Annotated in this window: 17 protein-coding genes; 6 read left to right on the top strand and 11 right to left on the bottom strand. The window is 62.3% G+C overall.

Annotated elements, in window-relative coordinates; genetic code table 11:
• Positions 1-97: 97 nt before the first annotated feature.
• Positions 98-1,015 carry a glutamate/aspartate ABC transporter substrate-binding protein gene (locus ACVWY1_RS23395; RefSeq protein ID WP_139669254.1) on the bottom strand — a complete coding sequence of 306 codons (918 nt, stop codon included), beginning with the start codon at positions 1,013-1,015 and terminating at the stop codon, positions 98-100.
• Between the two features lie 335 nt (positions 1,016-1,350).
• Between ACVWY1_RS23395 and ACVWY1_RS23390 the strand changes: the two genes are divergently transcribed.
• Entirely contained in the window at positions 1,351-5,673 is a 4,323-nt protein-coding gene (locus ACVWY1_RS23390) for an NEL-type E3 ubiquitin ligase domain-containing protein (RefSeq protein WP_457378816.1), read from the top strand.
• A 27-nt stretch (positions 5,674-5,700) separates the two neighbouring features.
• On the opposite strand, the gene glpD is transcribed toward ACVWY1_RS23390, so the two are convergent.
• The 4 genes from glpD to ACVWY1_RS23370 form a co-directional block, all read right to left on the bottom strand.
• Positions 5,701-7,239, bottom strand: coding sequence for a glycerol-3-phosphate dehydrogenase (glpD, locus tag ACVWY1_RS23385; protein ID WP_277501757.1), 1,539 nt, complete (start codon positions 7,237-7,239; stop codon positions 5,701-5,703).
• A gap of 237 nt (positions 7,240-7,476) precedes the next feature.
• Positions 7,477-8,232: a DNA-binding transcriptional repressor GlpR gene (gene glpR / locus ACVWY1_RS23380; RefSeq protein WP_023629017.1), complete on the bottom strand. Its 756-nt coding sequence runs from the start codon at positions 8,230-8,232 to the stop codon at positions 7,477-7,479.
• A 148-nt stretch (positions 8,233-8,380) separates the two neighbouring features.
• Entirely contained in the window at positions 8,381-9,880 is a 1,500-nt protein-coding gene (gene glpK, locus ACVWY1_RS23375; protein ID WP_198755608.1) for a glycerol kinase GlpK, read from the bottom strand.
• 79 nt (positions 9,881-9,959) lie between these two features.
• Positions 9,960-10,811: an MIP/aquaporin family protein gene (locus ACVWY1_RS23370; RefSeq protein ID WP_102684758.1), complete on the bottom strand. Its 852-nt coding sequence runs from the start codon at positions 10,809-10,811 to the stop codon at positions 9,960-9,962.
• 305 nt (positions 10,812-11,116) lie between these two features.
• On the opposite strand from ACVWY1_RS23370, the gene ybaK reads away from it, so the two are divergent.
• Entirely contained in the window at positions 11,117-11,587 is a 471-nt protein-coding gene (gene ybaK / locus ACVWY1_RS23365; RefSeq protein WP_139669261.1) for a Cys-tRNA(Pro) deacylase, read from the top strand.
• A gap of 98 nt (positions 11,588-11,685) precedes the next feature.
• The gene (locus tag ACVWY1_RS23360) at positions 11,686-12,465 is read left to right on the top strand and encodes a PhzF family phenazine biosynthesis protein (RefSeq protein ID WP_139669263.1); all 780 of its coding nucleotides are present in this window, start codon (positions 11,686-11,688) and stop codon (positions 12,463-12,465) included.
• A 77-nt stretch (positions 12,466-12,542) separates the two neighbouring features.
• Here ACVWY1_RS23360 and ACVWY1_RS23355 read toward each other — a convergent pair whose 3' ends face one another.
• Together ACVWY1_RS23355 and argF are read right to left on the bottom strand one after the other, a co-directional pair.
• Positions 12,543-13,652 carry an ABC transporter ATP-binding protein gene (locus ACVWY1_RS23355; protein ID WP_139669265.1) on the bottom strand — a complete coding sequence of 370 codons (1,110 nt, stop codon included), beginning with the start codon at positions 13,650-13,652 and terminating at the stop codon, positions 12,543-12,545.
• Positions 13,649-14,569: an ornithine carbamoyltransferase gene (gene argF, locus ACVWY1_RS23350; protein WP_046854449.1), complete on the bottom strand. Its 921-nt coding sequence runs from the start codon at positions 14,567-14,569 to the stop codon at positions 13,649-13,651. The genes ACVWY1_RS23355 and argF overlap by 4 nt, the downstream gene beginning before the upstream one ends.
• Positions 14,570-14,933: 364 nt before the next feature.
• Between argF and ACVWY1_RS23345 the strand changes: the two genes are divergently transcribed.
• Positions 14,934-17,042 (top strand): molybdopterin oxidoreductase family protein, encoded by a 2,109-nt coding sequence (locus ACVWY1_RS23345; RefSeq protein WP_277501754.1) that lies wholly within the window; start codon positions 14,934-14,936, stop codon positions 17,040-17,042.
• Positions 17,043-17,133: 91 nt separating this feature from the next.
• Positions 17,134-17,469: a Grx4 family monothiol glutaredoxin gene (grxD, locus tag ACVWY1_RS23340; protein WP_110701969.1), complete on the top strand. Its 336-nt coding sequence runs from the start codon at positions 17,134-17,136 to the stop codon at positions 17,467-17,469.
• 70 nt (positions 17,470-17,539) lie between these two features.
• On the opposite strand, the gene bfr is transcribed toward grxD, so the two are convergent.
• Both bfr and ACVWY1_RS23330 read right to left on the bottom strand, forming a co-directional pair.
• Positions 17,540-18,013 (bottom strand): bacterioferritin, encoded by a 474-nt coding sequence (gene bfr, locus ACVWY1_RS23335; RefSeq protein WP_046854451.1) that lies wholly within the window; start codon positions 18,011-18,013, stop codon positions 17,540-17,542.
• Positions 18,014-18,213: 200 nt separating this feature from the next.
• Positions 18,214-18,435 carry a bacterioferritin-associated ferredoxin gene (locus ACVWY1_RS23330; protein WP_046854452.1) on the bottom strand — a complete coding sequence of 74 codons (222 nt, stop codon included), beginning with the start codon at positions 18,433-18,435 and terminating at the stop codon, positions 18,214-18,216.
• A gap of 213 nt (positions 18,436-18,648) precedes the next feature.
• Here ACVWY1_RS23330 and ACVWY1_RS23325 point away from each other — a divergent pair, with 213 nt between their 5' ends.
• A complete protein-coding gene (locus tag ACVWY1_RS23325) occupies positions 18,649-19,251 on the top strand; it encodes a peroxiredoxin (protein ID WP_003254945.1) in 603 nt (200 codons plus the stop codon).
• A gap of 69 nt (positions 19,252-19,320) precedes the next feature.
• Here the strand turns inward: ACVWY1_RS23325 and rnt are convergent, their stop codons facing one another.
• The gene (gene rnt, locus ACVWY1_RS23320) at positions 19,321-19,932 is read right to left on the bottom strand and encodes a ribonuclease T (protein ID WP_225933324.1); all 612 of its coding nucleotides are present in this window, start codon (positions 19,930-19,932) and stop codon (positions 19,321-19,323) included.
• Between the two features lie 59 nt (positions 19,933-19,991).
• Positions 19,992-21,038, bottom strand: a complete 1,047-nt coding sequence (pyrC, locus tag ACVWY1_RS23315) for a dihydroorotase (RefSeq protein WP_139669273.1) — start codon at positions 21,036-21,038, stop codon at positions 19,992-19,994.
• Positions 21,039-21,092: the final 54 nt, after the last annotated feature.

The raw sequence follows: 21,092 nt of genomic DNA, 5'->3' as shown, positions 1-21,092 counted from the left end.
GGCGTTCGACGCCCTCGGATGTAAAGGTTAGACACTAACTAAGTGGCCTGTCGGATGGATTCGCGCGGATGCGCTTCAGGCCACTATTTGCCGGAGATCAGGACTTCTTCTCGTCCGCTGCCTTGTCGGTCGGCTCGGCGATCAGCTTCTTCAGCTCGTCGCTCATCGGGAACTGCAGGTTCAGGCCCTTTGGCGGAATTGGCTGCTGGAACCACTTGTCGTAGCTCTTGTTGACTTCACCCGACTTGAAGTAGGCGACGATGGCTTCGTCGACCGCTTTCTTGAACGCAGCATCCTCCTTGCGCACCATGCAGCCGTAGATTTCGTACGACTGTGGCGTGCCGGTGATGACCCAGTCGCCAGGTTTCTTGGCCTTGGCCATTTCACCGGCCAGCAGGGCGTCGTCCATCATGAAGGCCACGGCGCGGCCGCCTTCGAGCATGTTGAAGGCTTCGCCGTGGTCCTTGGCGGAGATCACGTTCATCTTCATCTGCTTGTCGGCGTTCATCGCCTTGAGGATGCGCTCGGAGGTGGTCCCGGCGGTGGTCACCACGTTCTTGCCGGCCAGGTCCGGGAAGTCTTTATAGGACGGTTGACCATCCTTGACCTTGGTCAGCAGGCGTGTGCCGACTTCGAAGATGCCTACCGAGAAGCCGACTTGCTGCTGGCGCTCGACGTTGTTGGTGGTGGAGCCGCACTCAAGGTCCACGGTGCCGTTCTGCACCAGCGGGATGCGGGTTTGCGAGGTTACCAGGTTGTACTTGACCTTGATGTCGGTGCCCAGTTGCTTTTTCAGGGCTTCGACGACGGCCAGCTGGATGTCGTGGGAGTAACCGACCGGTGTGGTGCTGCCGGCCAGGTAGGAGAACGGAATGGAAGAGTCACGGTGGCCCAGGGTGATGGTGCCCGAATCCTTGATCTTCTTCAGAGTACCGGTCAGCTCTTCAGCCATGACCGGCGATGCGATGACTGCAGCCGCGATGGCGGCGCCCAGCAATTGACGAACGATACGCATCAAATTTTCCTCGACGTGTTTGTTTTTTTTATGGAGCCGTTGGCGGACTCTTTCGTTCAACGAATACAGCATGAAGCGGTGTGCATTCGGCTTCCAAGTGTAGAGCATGACTCGTGCCAAGCCATGCTGTCGACCTTAAACCACGTGTATTGCTCGCGCTTGACAGTCTAGAGATCCCAGTAGCGTTCGTTTGGCCGAATGAATGCTGCTTTCCCGTTCGGTTGTCCGAACGCATTGCGCTACAACACCTTGCGTGTGTGCATGCGGTAACTAGGCAGTGCCCGGTACGTGCTTGGGCGTAGTGAGCTGTCCTCTTTGCCTGGAGAGCTCCGCAGATGTCACCGCACCAGCCGCCGAAAGGCTCCATCGATAGCCTGATTGCCCAGAACCTGCCCCGATGGCTAGTCGACCACGCGCAACCGGAAAGGCTCGATGCGTTACGTAACGCCCTGCGCCGACAGGCGAACTGCAATGCTCGGCTTGGCCCGATCCTCCAGGCCATCCCTTCTCTGCAGGCCTACACAGCAGCGTTGCTCACAACGAAACTGCGCAACAGCGGCATCAGCAACCCGGATGTGAACAGCTGCAAGGTGCGGATCTCGAAGCGGTTGTTGCTGCCCAGCGCTTCGCCTGTTCTGCTGCGGCCAACCTATGTTCGTCGCTCCGGGCGATCTTTGCTGGCGGCGGCGCTGCATAACTATCATCGCAAGGAAACGCGCCCCGGGCACATGCTCAAGGGTGAACTGGTCGATGGCGACGGCAAACGCCTGCCAATGAGCTTCCATGCGTTTGCCTCGGCGTGTCGTGAAATAGATGCCGGTGGCAAGTATCAGGCGTTGCTCACCCACCACCTGCAGCCTGAGGATGGCCCCCAGGATGAGCCGGGCCAGGCCACCGCTCGCTTGCACGGGCAGTTCGAGGCGAGTTTCAGGGCCAATTTCGAGGTGGCGATGCGGATCGCTGTGTTCAAAGGCGAAATTGACGAACGCACGTATTGGTTGTTGTTGCCGCTTGTTGCCGAAAAGCCGGTGGTGCCTGCGCGGGTTGGTACTGTTGTACCCCGACAGCTGTACCTGCTGGGCCGCCCGATTCAAGGTGTGCTGACGCTGGAAGTGCGTCCCTCGACGGATGGTGCAGTCGAGTCGGTGGTGCTTTGGATACCCGGTGACCCGCTTGCGCCTGTCTCCGGCCATGCCAGCTGGAACGCCCTCGACACCTACCTCGGAAAGCGCTTTCTCAAGCCGGCATATCGGCGCTTTTTCGCACGCTTCATTACCGAGCGAGAGCGGGTCAATTTCTATCGCGTATTGAACGAACGGGTCGCACAGGCGCAGGCGGCCGGGGTTGAACTTGACGCTCGTTCTGCAACGATCACTGATGCGCCGTTCGCACACCTGCGCCGGCAATTCATCGCCAAGGTCAGGGACGACGCCAAAGTGCTCGCCGTGCCCACCGATGTCGAGGATGATGAAGACCGCGAAGCGCGCATGCGGGGCTACAAAGAACTGGGTATGGACTTGCTGAACGTGGCGGGGTTCTTCGTGCCAGTGCTGGGTGAAGTGTTGCTGGTAGCCAATGCGGTACAGCTGGCTGATGAAGTGTATGAAGGGTACGAAGATTGGCGCATGGGGGATCGCGAAGGGGCGTTGAACCACCTGTTCAACGTTGCCGAAAACGTTGTGGTAGGCGGGATGATCGCCGCTGGCAGCAAAATTGCCGTGCGCGCCCTGGAGCGTGTGGCCTTCGTGGATGAATTGGCGCCGGTATGCCACGCTGCTGGCAAGGTCAAGCTCATGGCTACGGACCTGCCAGGTTACGATACCCAATCGGTGCGTGGTGTCGGCGCGCAGGAATGGCTCTGGCACCTCAATGAGGGGCGTTACAGGGTGATGGAGGATCCGCAGGATGGCCGCTCCAGGATCCTGCACCCTCGCCGTCCCAGTGCCTACCGGCCGGTGATCGAACAGAACGGAGCCGGCGGCTGGCGTCATGAACTCGAAGCTCCCCAGGGCTGGGAAGGGCGGGCCAATCTGGTCCGCCGCTTGAGTACACCGCTGGCAGAGCTACCGGCGCAGGCTTGTGATTACCTGCTGCAGGTGACAGGGCTGAGTGAAGCACAGGTTCGCCGTTTGCATGTCGAACACACCGGCGCACCTGCACGGTTGCTCGATGCCCTGGAGCTTTATCAGGCACATGAGCGCCACCCGGACTACAGCGCACCACAACTGGCGCAACACGTTGCTGCCCGGCAAGTACGGCCCAACGGCATCGAGCGGCTGTTGCAGCGCACTTTCCCAGGCCTGTCGGCACGCTGTACGCATGAGCTGCTGCAGCACTGCAGCGGGGCGCAGCTCGATACTCTCAGCGCCATGCAGCGGATTCCTTTGGCGGTGGCCGAGCGTGCACGGTGGTCACTGCGCGAGAGCCGTCTGGACAGGGCATGCGCTGGCTTGCGTCTGCCGCGTTGCGTCAATCCCGACACTGAACGCCTGGCCTTGGGCTTACTGAAGCGTCAAGTGAATTGGCCGGACGACTTACGCATCGAAGTGCGCGACGCTAGCCCTGGTGGGCGATACTTGGCCGGCATGGGCGCCGAGGCTGCGCAGGACGTACGGTGTATCGTACGCCGCAGCGACGGCTACCACTATGCCGGCCAAAACACGACCGGTTCATATCTTGCGGCGTTGTTGGCTGCTCTGGATGAGACGCAGACAGCCGATCTTGGCGACGCAGCTGCCAGTCCTGACGCTTTGGGCACTTTGCTGATCGAGGCCGCTGCCAGCGACCGTACCCAGGCGGCCGAGCTCTGTGGCATGCCCCGACTGGGCGTTGGCCTGCGCCCCCCCAGCCGTTTGGGGGATGGGCGTATCGGTTATGTCTTGAGTGGGCGAGGTGAAAGCAGCCGACGTGCCATTGGCCGGGGTATTCACCAAGTGTTTCCGACAATGACTGACGGGGAACTGCAAGCCTACCTGCTCGACCTCATGGAACGGCGGGTCGGGTTGTGGGAGCACTATAGCCAGCTCATGGATCAGCTCACGCGCCTGCGTGAAGGCCTGCGTCAGTGGCGTAGGGACGCCAGTAACCCGCTGGACGCTCTACGCCGCCGCCGGGTCGCTACCGCCATAAGGCGCAGTTGGCGGCGCAAGATAACCGACGAGGCCGGGGACCACGCGCTGATCATCACCGGGGAGCGTATCGGTAGCCTGCCCCATTTACCGGAGGGGGTGAGCTTTGTTCATGTGCGACGGCTGATCCTCAGCGACCTGGGCCTTGGTGAAATCAATCAGGATTTTCTTCGGCGCTTTCCCAATCTGGTTGAGCTCGACCTGTCCGGCAATCGCTTGACTGGTGTTCCTCAGGGCATTGAACGGTTGTCCCATCTGCGCCATTTGAACCTGAGCCGCAACAGGCTGGTGATGGACGAGGCCGGTGAATTGCGTCTGGCCGGGAGTGCCGCCCTGCGGCACCTGGACCTGAGCCACAACCCGCTGGGAAGGGCGCCGGTCCTCACTCGCCTCGGCAATCTGCGTGAAGTCAACCTGCGCGCTGCGAGCCTGGAGGCGTTGCCTGAGCGGATTTCGTTTCGTGCCCATGTGGACTTGCGTAACAACAACATCCGCGCACTGCGCCAGGAGTTGCACCAGTTGCGCTTGCAGGTGAACCATTTGTCCTTGCATGACAATCCACTGAGCGAAGCTGACAGATTACTGCTGGATGAGGCGCGCGGTGTGACGCCGGGAAGTTGGGGGTCAGCGTCCGCGCGCCACCGTGCAATCGACAGCGATCTGTTCGACAACTGGGCCAACCGTGCAGGCGACAGTGAACGTGATCGCCAGCAGGCAATATGGACAGCGCTGCGCGGGGAACCGGAGTCGGGAGGGTTGTTCCAGTTTTTGGCGGACTTCGCCATTACCCAGGACTTCGAACAGCACCCTGGGCATTATCGCAGCCGGATCTGGCGGATTCTGGAAGCATGCGAACAGCACGAACGGTTGCGCCAACAGTTGTTTCTCGAGGCCTCTGGCCCACGCGGCTGTGTAGACCAGTTGCTGATGCTGCTGGAGCAGATGGAACTTGGGGTTTTGGTACTGCGTGCCGTCGAAGATGCCCATGGCAACCAGATAGAAGCCCGGTTGCTGAACTTGGGGCGTGACTTGTTCAGGCTGGACGAGGTCGACCGCCTCGCTACCCTGCACGTGCAACGCTTGCATGCCGAGCACGCCCCTATTATCGATGAAATTGAGACCAGGCTCTTCTACAGGCAGCGGCTTGCGCGTCCGTTGGGCTTGCCTGTCGAGATCGACGAAATGCATTTCCCGAGTTTTGCGAACGTAACCACCAGTGATCTGCTGCGGGCCCAGGACACGGTCTTGCAGCACGAGTCGGCGGATGCTCTGATTGCCTCGTTGGCACAGCGGCCTTTCTGGGAACGATACGCGCGGGACTTTCATGCCCAGCGATTTGAAGAGCTGGTTCAACCACTGCACCAGCGCATGGAGGCCCTACAGGCTCAGGTAGATGAGCAAGTGATCAACGAAAGCGAGTTTCTGCAACGCTGTGAAGCACTGAAGACTGATTACGATCGCAGCGAGCGGGCATTGCTGTTGCGGTTGGCGCGCGAAGCCCATGAGCGCTGGCCGGGTAAGCCCTCTTGACCCATCAAGAGGGCTTCATGGTCACTGTCAGGCTGCGCGGCTATTGGCGCGCAGCTTGCGGGCTTGCTGCAAGTACGCCTCCAGAGCCATCTGCTCCTGCGCGGTCAGCGACAGGCCCAGCTTGGTACGACGCCAGAGGATATCAGCGGCTTGCACGGCCCATTCTTCCTTCAGCAGGTAATCTACCTCGCGGGTGAACAGCCCGGCCCCGATAGCCTGTCCCAACCCCTCGGGCCCATCAATGCCATCGAGCAGCCGCCACACCCGGCTGCCGTAGGTGAGCACCCAGCGTTTGGCGATGTCGGCAGGCAGCCAGCCACAACGTGCCAGTACGGCATCGATCAGCGCCGGCACCGTGGTCATCCCCTCGGCGCCTGGCAGTGGCGCGTCGGCAGTCCAGCTGCCGCGCATCTGGGTAAAGAAGGGCTTCAGTTCAGCCATGGCCGATTCGGCCAGCTTGCGGTAGGTGGTGAGCTTGCCGCCGAACACTGACAGGAGCGGCGCCTGGCCTGTTTGTGCGGAGAGGGCGAGGGTGTAGTCGCGGGTCACTGCCGAAGGGTTGTCCGACTCATCGTTGCACAACGGCCGCACCCCGGAGTAGGTATGCAGGATGTCGGCTTGGCTCAGTTGATGGTTGAAGTGCTCGTTGACGACCTTCAGCAGGTAGTCGGTTTCCTGCTCGGTGATCGCTACCTTGGCAGGGTCGCCGCTGTACTCGCGGTCAGTGGTGCCTATCAGGGTGAAGCGGTCCAGGTAAGGGATGCAGAAGACGATGCGCTGGTCTTCGTTCTGCAGGATGTAGGCGTGGTCGCCTTCGTACAGGCGCGGCACGATGAGGTGGCTGCCCTGGATCAGGCGAATGCCGTACGGCGCGTCGAGCTTGAGGTCGTCCTTGATGAAGCTGGCGACCCATGGGCCGGCGGCGTTGACCAGGGCGCGCGCACGAATGGTCTGCAGGCTGCCATCGGCGTGTTGCAAGTCTACCTGCCAGAGGCCATCGACACGTTCGGCCCGCAAGCAGCGGGTGCGGGTGAGAATGTCGGCACCGTGTTCGCGCGCGGCCATGGCGTTGAGCACGACCAGGCGGGCGTCATCGACGGCGCAGTCGGCATATTCGAAGCCGCGGGTAATGGTGGGTTTTAGCGGGTAGCCAGGGCCGAAGCGCAGGCTGCGCGAAGCGCCCAGGCGCTTGCGCTTGCCGAGGTGATCGTAAAGGAACAAGCCGGCGCGGATCATCCAGGCCGGGCGCAGGTGCGGGCGATGAGGCAGCACAAAACGCATGGGTTTGACGATGTGCGGTGCCTTGGCCAGCAGCACTTCGCGTTCGGCCAGCGCTTCGCGCACCAGGCGGAACTCGTAGTGCTCCAGATAGCGCAGGCCGCCGTGTATCAGTTTGCTGCTGGCCGAGGAGGTGTGCTGGGCCAAGTCGTCCTTTTCGCAAAGGAACACCTTGAGGCCGCGCCCGGCGGCATCGGCAGCAATGCCCACGCCATTGATGCCACCGCCGATAACGGCGAGGTCGTAGCAGTCTTGGAGGGGTGGCTGGGACGAAACGGGCTGGGACACGGGCAAGGCCTCCTGGGGCTGTTCACATCGAATGTGAACATTAATGTTCGTTTCCGAAAATAGTAGCGTAATGAACAGGCGGCTGCCAGTCAGTCTTCATAGAAAAAACTGATCGGGTGACAGGGAAATGAACATTTGCGAAAAGGCAGGGTGTCGATTTGCAAGGCAGAGATCAAGTGCCGCCGGGACGGTACTCGACCCAGCGGTACGCAAGGGGGCGGGGCGAGGCCCTTGGACTCAAACCACGTCGAGGCGGATCTTGTACTGGTTGAGCAGTTGGGTCAGGGCCGGGGAAGGCGCCTGGTCGGTCACCAGGCAGTCGACCAGGCTGATCGAGCCCAGGCGAACCATGGCATTGCGGCCGAACTTGCTAGAGTCCGCGGCCAGTAGCACCTGGCGAGCATTGGCGATGATTGCCTGGGATACCCGTACTTCCTGGTAGTCGAAGTCCAGCAGGCTGCCGTCCTCATCGATGCCGCTGATGCCGACCACGGCGAAATCGACCTTGAACTGGTTGATGAAGTCGACGCTCGCCTGGCCGACCACGCCACCGTCGCGGCGTACCGTGCCGCCGGCCACCAGCACTTCGAAGTCGTCCTTGGCCGCCAGGATCGCCGCCACGTGCAGGTTGTTGGTGATGACTTTCAGGTGATTGTGGTTGAGCAGGGCGCGGGCGATGGATTCGGTGGTGGTGCCGATGTTGATGAACAGCGAGGCATGGTCGGGAATCTGCCGGGCCACGGCGTCGGCGATACGTTGCTTCTCGTCGCGCATCTGGTCGGCGCGCATGGCGTAGGCGGTGTTTTCGATGCTCGAGTCGTAGGCGGCGCCACCATGGTAGCGGCGTAACAGGTTGGCTTCGGCGAGCTGGTTGATATCGCGGCGGATGGTCTGTGGGGTGACGACGAACAGCTGCGCCATTTCCTCGATGCTGACATAGCCGCGTTCGCGGACCAGCTCGAGGATTTGTTGTTGGCGTGGAGGCAGATTCATGGGCGGTCCTTTGGGGCAGCCGGACAAATTCTGCAATGATGCCGTAGGTCGTGGTGTAGGACCAGTCTGGTTAATGCGTAAAGGCTTACCGCGGGGCAAGTCGCATCGGCGGTACGCCGCTGCGACTTGCCCCGCGATGCTTGCGGGATCAGTCGTCGTGATCTTCCCAGTCGCGGGTGCGATCGACAGCCTTGCGCCAGCCCTTGTACAGCTTCTCTTTGGCCGTTTCGTCCAGCTGCGGGCTGAACTCGCGCTCGATGATCGCCTTGTCGCGCAGCTCGTCCAGGCCGCTCCAGAAACCGCAGGCCAGGCCTGCCAGGTAGGCCGCGCCCAGCGCTGTGGTTTCGCGCATTTTCGGGCGTTCGACGCAGGTGCCGAGAATGTCGGCCTGGAACTGCATGAGGAAGTTGTTGGCCACCGCGCCACCGTCCACACGCAGTTCGGACAGGCGCTGGCCGCAGTCCTGCTGCATGGCGTCGAGCACGTCGCGGGTCTGGTAGGCGATCGACTCCAGGGCGGCACGGATGATGTGATCGACCTTGACGCCACGGGTCAAGCCGAACAGCGCCCCCCGGGCATACGGGTCCCAGTAGGGCGCGCCCAGGCCGGTGAAGGCCGGCACCAGGTAAACGCCGTTGCTGTCCTTGACCTTGCTGGCGAAGTATTCGGTGTCGTAGGCGTCGTTGACGATCTTCAGTTCGTCGCGCAGCCACTGCACGGTGGAGCCACCGTTGAAGACCGCGCCTTCGAGGGCGTAGGCCACTTCGCCACGCGGGCCGCAGGCGATGGTGGTGAGCAGGCCATGGGACGACTGCACCGCCTTGTCGCCGGTGTTCATCAGCAGGAAGCACCCGGTACCGTAGGTGTTCTTGGCCTGGCCGGGCTCCACGCACATCTGGCCGAACAGGGCCGCTTGCTGGTCGCCGGCGATACCGGCGATGGCGATGCCGCTCTTGGTATGGCCGTAGACTTCGGACGACGGACGAACCTGGGGCAGCATCTGGCTTGGGATGCCGAGGATATCGAGGAGCTTGTCGTCCCATTGCAGGCTGTGGATGTTGAACATCAGCGTGCGCGAGGCGTTGGTGTAGTCGGTGACATGCACCTTGCCGCCGGAGAACTTCCAGATCAGCCAGGTATCGATGGTGCCGAACAGCAGCTCGCCACGCTCGGCGCGTTCACGCACGCCCTCGACGTTATCGAGGATCCACTTGAGCTTGGTGCCGGAGAAGTACGGGTCGGTGACCAGGCCAGTGGCCTCGCGGATGTACTGCTCATGGCCGTCACGCTTGAGCTGGGCGCAGATCTCGGTGCTGCGCCGGCATTGCCAGACGATGGCGTTGTACACCGGGCGCCCGGTTTCCTTGTCCCAGACGACGGTGGTTTCGCGCTGGTTGGTGATGCCGATGGCTGCGACCTGGGCGTGGCTGATGCCGGCCTGGGCCAGGGCCTCGACCATGGTCGCGCTCTGGGTGGCGAAGATTTCCATCGGGTCGTGCTCGACCCAGCCCGCCTGTGGGTAGTGCTGGGCGAACTCACGCTGCGAGGTGCCCACCACGTTGGCGTCGCGATCGAAGATGATGGCGCGCGAACTGGTGGTGCCCTGGTCCAGGGCGATGATGTAGTTCTTGTCCAGGGTATCGGTCATGTCGGTGGCCTTGCACGAATATGGGAGTAGGTCAGGGCGTGGCGGGCGCCGGACTTGCGGTCCGGGCCCGGCGCTGGCATCAGGAAACCTGGGTGTCGCCCTGAGGATTATCGTCTGTCTGCTGGGTCACGGCTTGTGTCGTCGGCAAGTTGCGGGCGATCAGCCCGCGGTACAGGGCCGCGCCCAGACTGGCACCGAGGATCGGCGCGAACACCGGTACCAGGAAATACGGAATATCGCGCCCGCCGGTGAAGGCGATTTCGCCCCAGCCGGCCAGGAAGGTCATGAGTTTAGGCCCGAAATCGCGCGCCGGGTTCATCGCAAAGCCGGTCAGCGGGCCCATAGCGCTACCGATCACGGCGATCAGCAGGCCGATCAGCAGGGGTGCGGTGGCGCCGCGGGGCAGGCCATTGTTGTCGTCGGTCAGGGCCATGATCACCGCCATCAGGATGGCGGTAATGATCACTTCGACCAGGAAGGCCTGCCCGGTGGACAGCGCCGGATGCGGGTAGGTGGAGAACACCGAGGCCAGCTCGAGACTGGCCTGGCTGCCACGCAGCATGGCGTGGCTTTGTTCGAAATCGAAGAACAGGTTGCTGTACAGGAAGTACACCAACGCGGCGCCGCAGAATGCGCCGCACACCTGGGCGAGCATGTAGAACGGCAGCTTGCGCTTGTCGAAGCCGGCGAACACGGCGAGCGCAATGCTGACCGCTGGGTTCAGGTGCGCGCCGGACACGCCTGCGGTGAGGTAGATCGCCATGCTCACCCCGACCCCCCAGATGATGCTTATCTCCCACAGGCCAAAGCTGGCACCGGCGACCTTGAGCGCGGCGACACAGCCGGTACCGAAGAAGATGAGCAGGGCAGTGCCGAGGAATTCGGCCAGGCACTGGGCAGATAGCGTGGGTTGTCGTAGAGCAGTCGTCATGTATGACCTCGGTTCTTGTTGTTGTGAGGCGCTGGGCGCTCGACAGCAAAAAGCCCGGAGTCGATCCCCATTGACGCCGGGCAGGTACAGGAAGCGCACCTTATAGGTGCACCATTTATTCATAAACGAAAAAATATAGACAAGAAACGCTGATGTCAAAGGTCGAAAATGAACGCATGGCCACATTCTGACTGCCATGCCGCGCCGTGAATCCCTGGCCGCTGCTCTAGCCTGGGTCGTGCACTGGCTGCCCCGGCGGATTTACCCTAAAGTACCGAGCGACTTATGATCGCCTGGAGCCGTTGATGACCCCCGCCCTGGACCTGCTGAAAAAGGCGCGTGCCGAGCACCGCGTGCACAGCTACGAACATGATCCGAAATCTGCGTCGTACGGCCTGGAAGCGGCGGAAAAGCTCGGCCTTGACCCATTGCGGGTGTTCAAGACGCTGCTTGCCAGCAGCGAAAAAGGCGAGCTGCTGGTGGCGGTGGTACCGGTGGGCGGGACGCTCGATCTGAAGGCGTTGGCCCATGCGGCCGGCGTGAAGAAGTGCGAGATGGCCGACCCGCAGGCTGCCCAGCGTGCCACGGGCTACCTGGTTGGCGGGATCAGCCCGCTGGGGCAGAAGAAGCGCCTGCGCACTTTTATCGACCAAACCGCGCAACAACATGAAACGATTCATGTGAGCGCTGGCCGCCGTGGCCTCGAAGTGGAGCTGGCGGCAACGGTGCTCGCTACCCACACCCAGGCACAGTTCGCCGAGATCGGCCGCGGTTAACATCTGTACTGATTGAAAATCCACGACGCTGTCACTGTCGGCCGCTGGCGGCATGTCGCATGCTCGGGCGATTGACAGCCCAATACAGGAGTCGTGGCATGCAGTTGCATTATCATCAGGTGGACGCCTTCAGCGATCGCCCTTTTGCCGGCAACCCGGCCATCGTCTACTGCCTGGAACAGTGGCTTGACGGCAGGCTGATGCAGCAGATCGCCGCCGAGCACAACCTCGCCGAAACCGCGTTCGTGGTAGCTGAAGGCGCGGGGTATCGGATCCGCTGGTTCACTCCTGGCACCGAGGTGCCCTTGTGCGGCCACGCCACCCTGGCCAGTGCCCACGTGCTGTTCGAGGTCTATGGCGTAGACGCATCGCACCTGGATTTTCACTGCCAATCCGGCCGGTTGGGCGTCAGCCGTGAGGGCGGGCGCCTGTGGCTGGACTTCCCACGCGTCGATCCGCAGCCGCTGGCCGAGCCGGTCGCGGTGGCCGAAGCGCTGGGCTGTGAGGTTCGGGAGGTTTACCAGGCCCGCGAGCTGCTGGTGGTGCTCGGCTCGGAGCAGGCGGTGCGCGCCTGCAGGCCGGACATGGCGGCGCTGGCCCGCTTGCCGGGGCCGGGGGTGATCGTGACGGCGCCGGGCGAAGAGCATGATTTCGTGTCGCGCTATTTTGCGCCGGGTATCGGAATCCCTGAGGATCCGGTCACCGGTTCAATCCACTGCTCGCTCATTCCTTACTGGGCGGCACGCCTGGGCAAACCGCAGTTGCACGCGTTCCAGCGCTCGACACGCGGTGGCGAGCTGTTCTGCCGGCTGGAAGGGGAGCGGGTGAAGATCGGTGGACAGGCCCGCCTGGTGGCCTCTGGTACTTTGAGGGTGTGATGCAAAGCGATCAGGGCAAGCGCGCCCACGCCTGCGACAGGGCGCGGGAGCGGGCTTGCCCCGCGAGCTGTCGAACCTCAGAGCGCCGAGCTGATGCGACGCACGCCGTTCTCCTGGCGCGGTAGCTGCGCAGCAACGCTACCGGGGACCGGGAACAGCACGAGATGATCGGCGGCCACGGCGATGCCGACGTCCTGGCCGAGCGAGTGGTCGTTGTGGCTGGGGAAGATCGCTTCTAGCTGGCTGCCGGTGGGAAGCTGCAGGCGATACAAGGTCGAAGCGCCGAGGAAGCTTTTGCCGATGACCTGTGCCCGTAGCGTGCTGTCGGGGGCATGGATGATATCGTCGGGGCGCAACAACACGTCCACCGAGCTTCCGGGCGCCATGGTATAGGCCCGGTTGCCGCGCAGCTCGCCGAGTTCGGTGGTCACTGCCTCGTGGCTGCTCATCTGGCCGCGAATGAAGTAACCCTGGCCGATGAAGCTGGCGACGAACGGCGTTTGCGGCTCGTGGTAGAGGTTGTAGGGCGTGTCCCACTGCTCCAGGCGCCCCTCCTTGAACACCCCCACGTGGTCGCTGACGGCAAAGGCTTCTTCCTGGTCGTGGGTGACCAGGATGGCGCTGGTGCCGCGGCTCTTGAGGATGTCGCGGACCTCATGGCTCAAGCGTCGGCGCAGCTCCACGTCGAGGTTGGAGAAGGGTTCGTCAAGCAACAGCAGCTGTGGCTTCGGTGCAAGCGCCCGGGCCAGGGCCACGCGTTGCTGCTGGCCGCCCGACAGCTCGTGCGGGTAACGGCCGCCGAGGCCAGCCAGCTTGACCAGTTCGAGCATCTCCTCGATCACCATGGCCTGGTGCGGGTGCTTGCCGATGCCGAAGGCGATGTTCTGCGCGACGGTCAGGTGGGGGAACAGCGCGTAGTCCTGGAACACCATGCCGATCCGGCGTTTCTCCGGCGCCAGGGTGAACCCGGCGCGGGAGATGACCTCGCCGCCCAGCTGGATCTCGCCTTCGTGCACCGGCTCGAACCCGGCGATGGCGCGCAGCGTGGTGGTCTTGCCGCAACCGGAGGACCCTAGCAGGCAACCGATGTCGCCCGCGTTGAGGTGCAGGTTGAGGTTCTGGACGATGCGCTGGTCGCCATAGCCGCAGGCCAGGTTGCGCAGGTTGAGCAGTAGCTGTTGACTCATGCGTGGTGGTAAGCCGGTTCTACAAGGAATTCCAGAAGGGCCTTCTGCGCATGCAGGCGGTTCTCAGCTTCGTCCCAGGCGACTGAACGGGGGTCGTCGAGCAGGTCCTGGCTGATTTCCTCGCCACGGTGGGCGGGCAGGCAATGCATGAACAGGGCGTCGGGTGCCGCCAGGTCGAGCAGTTCGCGGGTGACCTGGTAAGGCGCGAAATGCGCCAGGCGCCGTGCAGTTTCCTCTTCCTGGCCCATGGAAGTCCAGACATCCGTGGTTACCAGGTGGGCGCCACGCACGGCTTCCTTCGGATCACGGATGATCTGCACGCGGTCGCCACCCAGTTGCAGGAAGCGCGGATCGGGCTCGTAGCCTTCAGGGCAAGTGATGCGCAGCTGGAAATCGAACTGCACGGCAGCTTCGATATAGGAGTTGCACATGTTGAAGCCGTCGCCGACCCAGGCCACGGTCTTGCCCTGGATCGCGCCACGGTGCTCGAAGAAGGTCTGCATGTCGGCCAGCAGCTGGCAGGGGTGCGATTCGTCGGACAGGCCATTGATGACCGGCACCTTCGAGTTGGCGGCGAATTCGGTGAGGGTGCTGTGGGCGTGGGTACGGATCATCACCGCGTCGACCATGCTCGACAGTACGATGGCGCTGTCGGCGATCGGCTCGCCGCGGCCCAGTTGGGTGTCGCGCGGCGACAGGAAGATCGCCTGGCCGCCAAGCTGGATCATGCCCGCTTCGAAGGACACTCGGGTACGGGTCGAGGATTTCTCGAAGATCATCCCCAGCACGCGGTTCTTCAACGGCTCGAACAGCACGCCTCGTTTACGCAGGTCCTTCAGCTCGATGCCGCGACGGATCACGCCGAGCAATTCGTCAGCGGTGAAATCCAGCAGGGAGAGAAAGTGCCTAGCGCTCATGATTGACTACCTTATCTGCAACGTTTTGCAGGTCGACCGTATGGGTTTTGTTGACAACGGGAGTGACCTGCGGCGTAAGCCGCACGGGGCGGACGGAATAGGGAAAGGCGCAATACTATAATTAAATGTCGCCTGAAACCAAGAGGGGAAACAGCGCCTCTGTGTCAAAGGGTGTCGTAAGCCTTTGGCGAGCAGCTGTTTTTTATTTGCTACAGCGGTTGTACACGGCTCGATGCGCGTTTGGCAAACCTGTTGTCGTGAACCGTCTGCCTGATGTCGTCCGATTCACGCTGCGAACCTCGCTGGCGGGCATCGGTTGGCCGGCGCATAGTCGAGCCTTGCGAACAACAAGGCAGAGGCGGCCATGACCAAGACCCTGCATCACCGAGCCTGTCACCTGTGCGAGGCCATTTGTGGCCTGAACATCGAAGTTACCCATGGGGCGGAAGGGCCGCCGCGGATCAGCTCGATCAAGGGCGATCCGCAGGATCCGTTCAGCCGCGGCCATATCTGCCCGAAGGCGGTCGCCCTGCAGGACATCCAGGAAGACCCTGACCGCCTGCGCCAGCCTCATCGGCGCATCGGTGACCAGTGGCAGGCGATTGGCTGGGATGAGGCCTTCGCCTTCGCCGCACAGCGGCTGTGGGCGGTGCAGCAGGCCCATGGGCGCAATGCTGTTGCGGTCTACCAGGGCAACCCCAGCGTGCACAACTATGGCTTGATGACCCACAGCAATTACTTCCTCGGCCTGCTCAAGACCCGCAACCGCTTCTCGGCCACCTCGGTGGACCAACTGCCGCAGCACCTGACCAGCCACCTGATGTACGGCCATGGTCTGTTGCTGCCCATCCCGGACATCGACCACACGCAGTTCATGCTGATCCTTGGCGGCAACCCCCTGGCTTCCAATGGCAGCATCATGACCGTCCCCGACGTGGAAAAGCGCCTGAAGGCGCTCAAGGCCAGGGGCGGGCAGCTGGTGGTGGTGGATCCGCGGCGCAGCGAGACGGCGTTACTGGCCGACCGGCACCTGTTCATCCGCCCCGGCGGCGACGCAGCGTTGCTGTGTGGGCTGTTGCACACCCTGTTCGTCGAGGGCCTGGCCCGTGGCTCGCACTTGCCGATCAATGGCTTGGAGCAGGTGCGCGAGGCGATCCTGCCGTTCGATGCCGCCAGCATGAGCGCGTTGTGCGGCATCCCGGCCGAGGACATCCGCCGATTGGCGCGGGACTTCGGCGCTGCCGACAAGGCCGTGTGCTACGGCCGGATGGGGGTATCGACCCAGGCCTTCGGTTCGTTGTGCCACTGGTTGGTGCAATTGATCAACCTGGTCACCGGCAACCTTGATCGAGTGGGTGGTGCGTTGTGCACCGAGCCGGCTGTCGATCTGGTCGCCAGCACATCGGGTGGCCACTTCGACCAATGGCGCAGTCGTGTCTCGGGATTGCCCGAATATGCTGGCGAGCTGCCGGTCTCGGCCTTGGCCGAGGAGATCCTCGAGCCCGGTGACGGGCAAGTGCGGGCGTTGGTGACCGTGGCCGGCAACCCGGTGTTGTCCACGCCCAACGGGCGGCGCCTGGACCAGGCGCTGGCCGGCCTGGAGTTCATGCTCAGCATCGACCTCTACATCAACGAGACCACGCGTCATGCCGACCTGATCCTGCCCTCCACCTCGGCGCTGGAGAATGATCACTACGATTCCACCTTCAACCTGCTGGCTGTGCGCAATGTCACCCGTTTCAACCGGGCGATCCTGCCCAAGCCGGAGGGGGCACTGCATGACTGGGAGATTTTCGTGGGCCTGGCCGAAGCCTTTGCCCAGCGTGCGCAGGCCGAGCTCAAGGCCACCCTGCCACCGGCACGGATGATCGACTTTGCCTTGCGCAGGGGCCCTTATGGTGACGAGTCGTCCTGGAAGCTTTCCCTGCAGAGGCTCGATGAACACCCCCACGGCCTGGATCTAGGACCACTGGCGGCCAACCTTGCGCCGCGCTTGCGCACGACCAGCCGCAAAGTCGAAGCCGCACCGGCGGTGCTGCTCGGTGATCTGCAACGCCTGGCCCGGCAGGCAGCGCCGACGGTGGGCCAGTTGTTGCTGATCGGCCGCCGCCATGTGCGCAGCAACAATTCGTGGATGCACAACTATCATCGGCTGGTCAAAGGCAAACCGCGGCATCATCTGTTGATGCATCCGGAGGATCTGCGCCACCGTCAGTTGGTGGACGGGCAGATGGTGCGAATCCGCTCACGCACCGGCGTGATCGAAGTGCCTGTCCAAGCCAGCGAGGAGATGATGCCAGGAGTGGTCAGCCTGCCCCATGGCTACGGTCACGGGCGCCAGGGCGCGCGCTTGCAGGTAGCCAGTGCCCAGCCAGGAGTGAGCGCCAATGACCTGACCGACGAGCACTTGCGTGATGGCGTATCCGGCAACGCCGCCCTCAATGGCGTACCTGTGCAAGTGGAGGCCGCCTGAGCATCGGCAAGGCCGAGCACGCCGCTCGGCTTTCCGATACAATGCGTCACCGTGCCGACGACCCAGTCGGAAAGTTCAGCCGAGGTGCTTCATGGATATCATCGATACAATCAAAGAGCAGATCGCCAACAACACCATTCTGCTTTACATGAAAGGTTCGCCGAATGCCCCGCAGTGCGGTTTCTCGGCCAAGGCTTCGCAGGCCGTGATGGGGTGTGGCGAGAAGTTCGCTTATGTCGACATCCTGCAGAACCCGGAAATCCGCGCCAACCTGCCCAAGTACGCCAACTGGCCTACCTTCCCGCAACTGTGGGTGGCGGGTGAGCTGGTCGGCGGCAGCGACATCATGATCGAGATGTTCGAAAAGGGTGAGCTGCAGACGCTGATCAAGGATGCGGCCGCCAAGGCCAAGGCTTCCGAAGCCTGATTCCGGCGTTCTTCGCCAGCATGCAAAAGCCCCGCAATAGCGGGGCTTTTTGTTGTCGTCGATCGAGCAGTTACTCTTCGCCCATCTGCGACTGCAGGTAGTTCTCGATAGTGATCTTGTCGATCAGGCCCAGCTGAGTTTCCAGCCAGTCGATGTGCTCTTCCTGGTCTTCGAGGATGTCCTCGAGCACGTCACGCGAACCGAAATCGCCAGCGGTTTCGCAGTGGGCGATGGCGGCTTTCAGGTCGGCGTGGGCCTTTTTCTCAAGCTTCAGGTCGCAGTCGAGCATTTCCTTGGTGTGCTCGCCAATCATGAGCTTGCCCAGGTCCTGGACGTTGGGGATGCCTTCGAGGAAGAGGATGCGCTTGATCAGCTTGTCAGCATCCTTCATCGCCTGGATGGACTCTTTGTACTCGAGTTTGCCGATCTTGTTCAGGCCCCAATCTTCGTACATGCGCGCATGCAGGAAGTACTGGTTGATTGCGACCAGCTCGTTTCCGAGGACCTTGTTGAGATGCTGGATGACGCTTACGTCGCCTTTCATGATGGGGTCTGCCCTGTAGAAGTTGAGCCAATGCAAACAAGTTTGAGCCTCGCAACTATCTATGTCAAACCTAAGTTATTGAATAATAAATGAAAATTAATCGGAATAAGAATGTTTGTGAACTGCGTTCGAACGCTAACTTATTGAATTGCAGGCATAAAAAACCGGACACTAGGTCCGGTTCTTCAAATTTGGGGACATTACGCCGCGTTGAATTCAACGGGGTAGGGCAGGGCGGCCTGCTGGCTCAGTTGCAGCTCGGTGAGGGTTTCGCGCACCACCTGCTTGGCGAGGCAGGCGCACTTGCCGCACTGGCTGGCGACATTGGTGGCGGCTCGAACTTCCTTGTAGCTGCAGCATCCTTCGTAGATCGCATCGCGGATCTGTCCGTCGGTGACACCGACACAAAGACACACATACATAAAGGCTGACCATCGCGGGTTGATTCGATGGATTGGAGAGTAATGGTAATGAGAATGCTTGTCAAAACACATTGTGTAAGGTGCGTTCCAGAGCGACCGGCGGTTGAGATTCGGCCTGTCACGCAAAGCTGTGTATGATGGTCGGCCTTTGCTGGATCCGGGGGACGCGTTCCGCCCGGGCAAGGTTTTTCACCCCTCATCAGGAGAGATCGAATGAGCGTACTCGTTGGCAAAAAAGCCCCGGACTTCACCGTTCCAGCCGTGCTGGGCAACGGCGAGATCGTCGACAGCTTCAACCTGGCCTCGGCCATCAAGGGCAAGTACGGCCTGGTATTCTTCTACCCGCTGGACTTCACCTTCGTCTGCCCGTCCGAGCTGATTGCCCTGGACAACCGCATCCCTGACTTCCAGGCGCGCAACGTGGAAGTGATCGGCGTGTCGATCGACTCGCACTTCACTCACAACGCCTGGCGCAACACCCCGGTCAACAATGGCGGCATCGGCCAGGTCAAGTACACCCTGGCAGCCGACATGACCCACGAAATCTGCAAGGCCTACGACGTCGAGTCCGAAGGCGGCGTGGCCTTCCGTGGTGCCTTCCTGATCGACACCAACGGTGTTGTCCGCTCGCAGATCGTCAACGACCTGCCGCTGGGCCGCAACATGGACGAGCTGCTGCGCCTGGTCGACGCCCTGCAATTCCACGAAGAGCACGGCGAAGTCTGCCCGGCCAACTGGAAGAAAGGCGACAAGGGCATGAACGCTTCGCCGGAAGGTGTCGCGGCTTACCTGAGCGAGAACGCTGGCAAGCTGTAATTTGCCAAGCGCATGAAAAAACCGGCCCTGGTGGCCGGTTTTTTTATGCTTCAAGCTACAAGCGTGTGATCAGTCGTTGAAGTCGCGCCAGCCGCCCATCTCTTTCCAGCGATTGACGATGCCGCAGAACAGCTCGGCGGTCTTCTCGGTGTCGTAACGCGCCGAATGCGCCTCACGGCCGTCGAAGTCGATGTCTGCGCTCTGGCAGGCTCGGGCCAGCACGGTCTGGCCGTAGGCAAGGCCAGCGAGGGTGGCGGTATCGAAGCTGGAGAACGGGTGGAACGGGTTGCGCTTGATATCGTTGCGCGCCACCGCAGCATTGAGGAAACCCAGGTCGAAGCTGCTGTTATGCCCCACCAGGATCGCCCGCTTGCAGCCATTGGCCTTCAGCGCCTTGCGCACGCCGCGGAAAATATCGGTCAGCGCGCTTTCCTCGCTCACCGCCATGCGCAGCGGGTGATCGAGCTTGATGCCGGTGAACTCCAGCGCGGCGGCCTCGATATTGGCGCCCTCGAACGGTTCGACCCGATGGAAGTAGGTGTGCTCGGGGAACAGGAAGCCCTTTTCATCCATGCCGATGGTGACGGCGGCAATCTCCAGCAGCGCGTCGGTGGCGCTGTTGAAGCCTCCAGTCTCGACATCCACCACCACGGGCAGGTAGCCGCGGAAACGCTCGGCCATCGGATGGCGCGAGCCGCTGCTGACCTGGCTGTCCTGGTCGTCTTCGTACAGATCTTCGCTCACGCGTTGTCCTCCAGCAGGCGCCAGCGCAGCGTTTCACCAGCGCGCAGGGGAATGACGGTGGTGTCACCGAAGGGCAGGCTGTCCGGCGCTGTCCATTGCTCTCGCACCAGGGTGATGGTGTCGGTATTGCGCGGCAGGCCGTAGAAGTCAGGGCCATGCTTGCTGGCGAAGCCTTCGAGCTTGTCCAGCGCGTTGCGCTGCTCGAACGCCTCGGCATACAACTCGATGGCGGCGTAGGCGGTGTAGCAGCCGGCGCAGCCGCAGGCGGCTTCCTTGGCATGCTTGGCGTGAGGCGCCGAGTCGGTACCGAGGAAGAACTTCGAGTTGCCGCTGGTCGCGGCATCCAGCAACGCAACCTGGTGGGTGTTGCGCTTGAGGATCGGCAGGCAATAGAAGTGCGGGCGGATACCGCCGACCAGCATGTGGTTGCGGTTGTACAGCAGGTGCTGGGCGGTGATGGTGGCACCGACGTTGGCCGGCGCCTCGGTGACGAACTGCGCGGCGTCGGCGGTGGTGATGTGCTCGAACACCACTTTCAGGGTCGGGAAGCGCTCGACCAGGCGGCGCATGTGCTCGTCGATGAAGCGCTTCTCGCGGTCGAACACGTCGATTTCACTGCGCGTGACCTCACCATGCACCAGCAGGGGCATGCCGGTTTCGGCCAGGGCCTCGATTGCCGGGAAAATGTTGTCGATGCTGGTCACGCCCGAATCGGAGTTGGTGGTGGCGCCGGCCGGGTAGAGCTTGGCGGCGAACACGATCCCACTGGCCTTGGCGGCGCGGATGTCTTCCGGGCTGGTGCGGTCGGTAAGATACAGCACCATCAGTGGCTCGAAACGGCTGCCGGCGGGGCGTGCGGCAAGGATGCGGGCGCGGTAGGCATCGGCCTCGACGGCGTTGCGCACCGGCGGAACCAGGTTGGGCATGATGATGGCGCGGGCGAAGGTACGCGCCACGTCACCGACGGTGTGAGGCAGGACGGCACCATCGCGCAGATGGATGTGCCAGTCGTCGGGGCGCAGGAGGGTCAGGCGATCGGACATTGGAGATTCCAGGCGGGTCGAACTCAGAAGCCAATGCTACCGGAAAACCCCTGT

The organism is Pseudomonas sp. TE6288 (assembly GCF_054062095.1).
The sequence above is the reverse complement of the archived record's forward strand: the minus strand, read 5'-3'. Positions and strand labels throughout refer to the sequence as shown.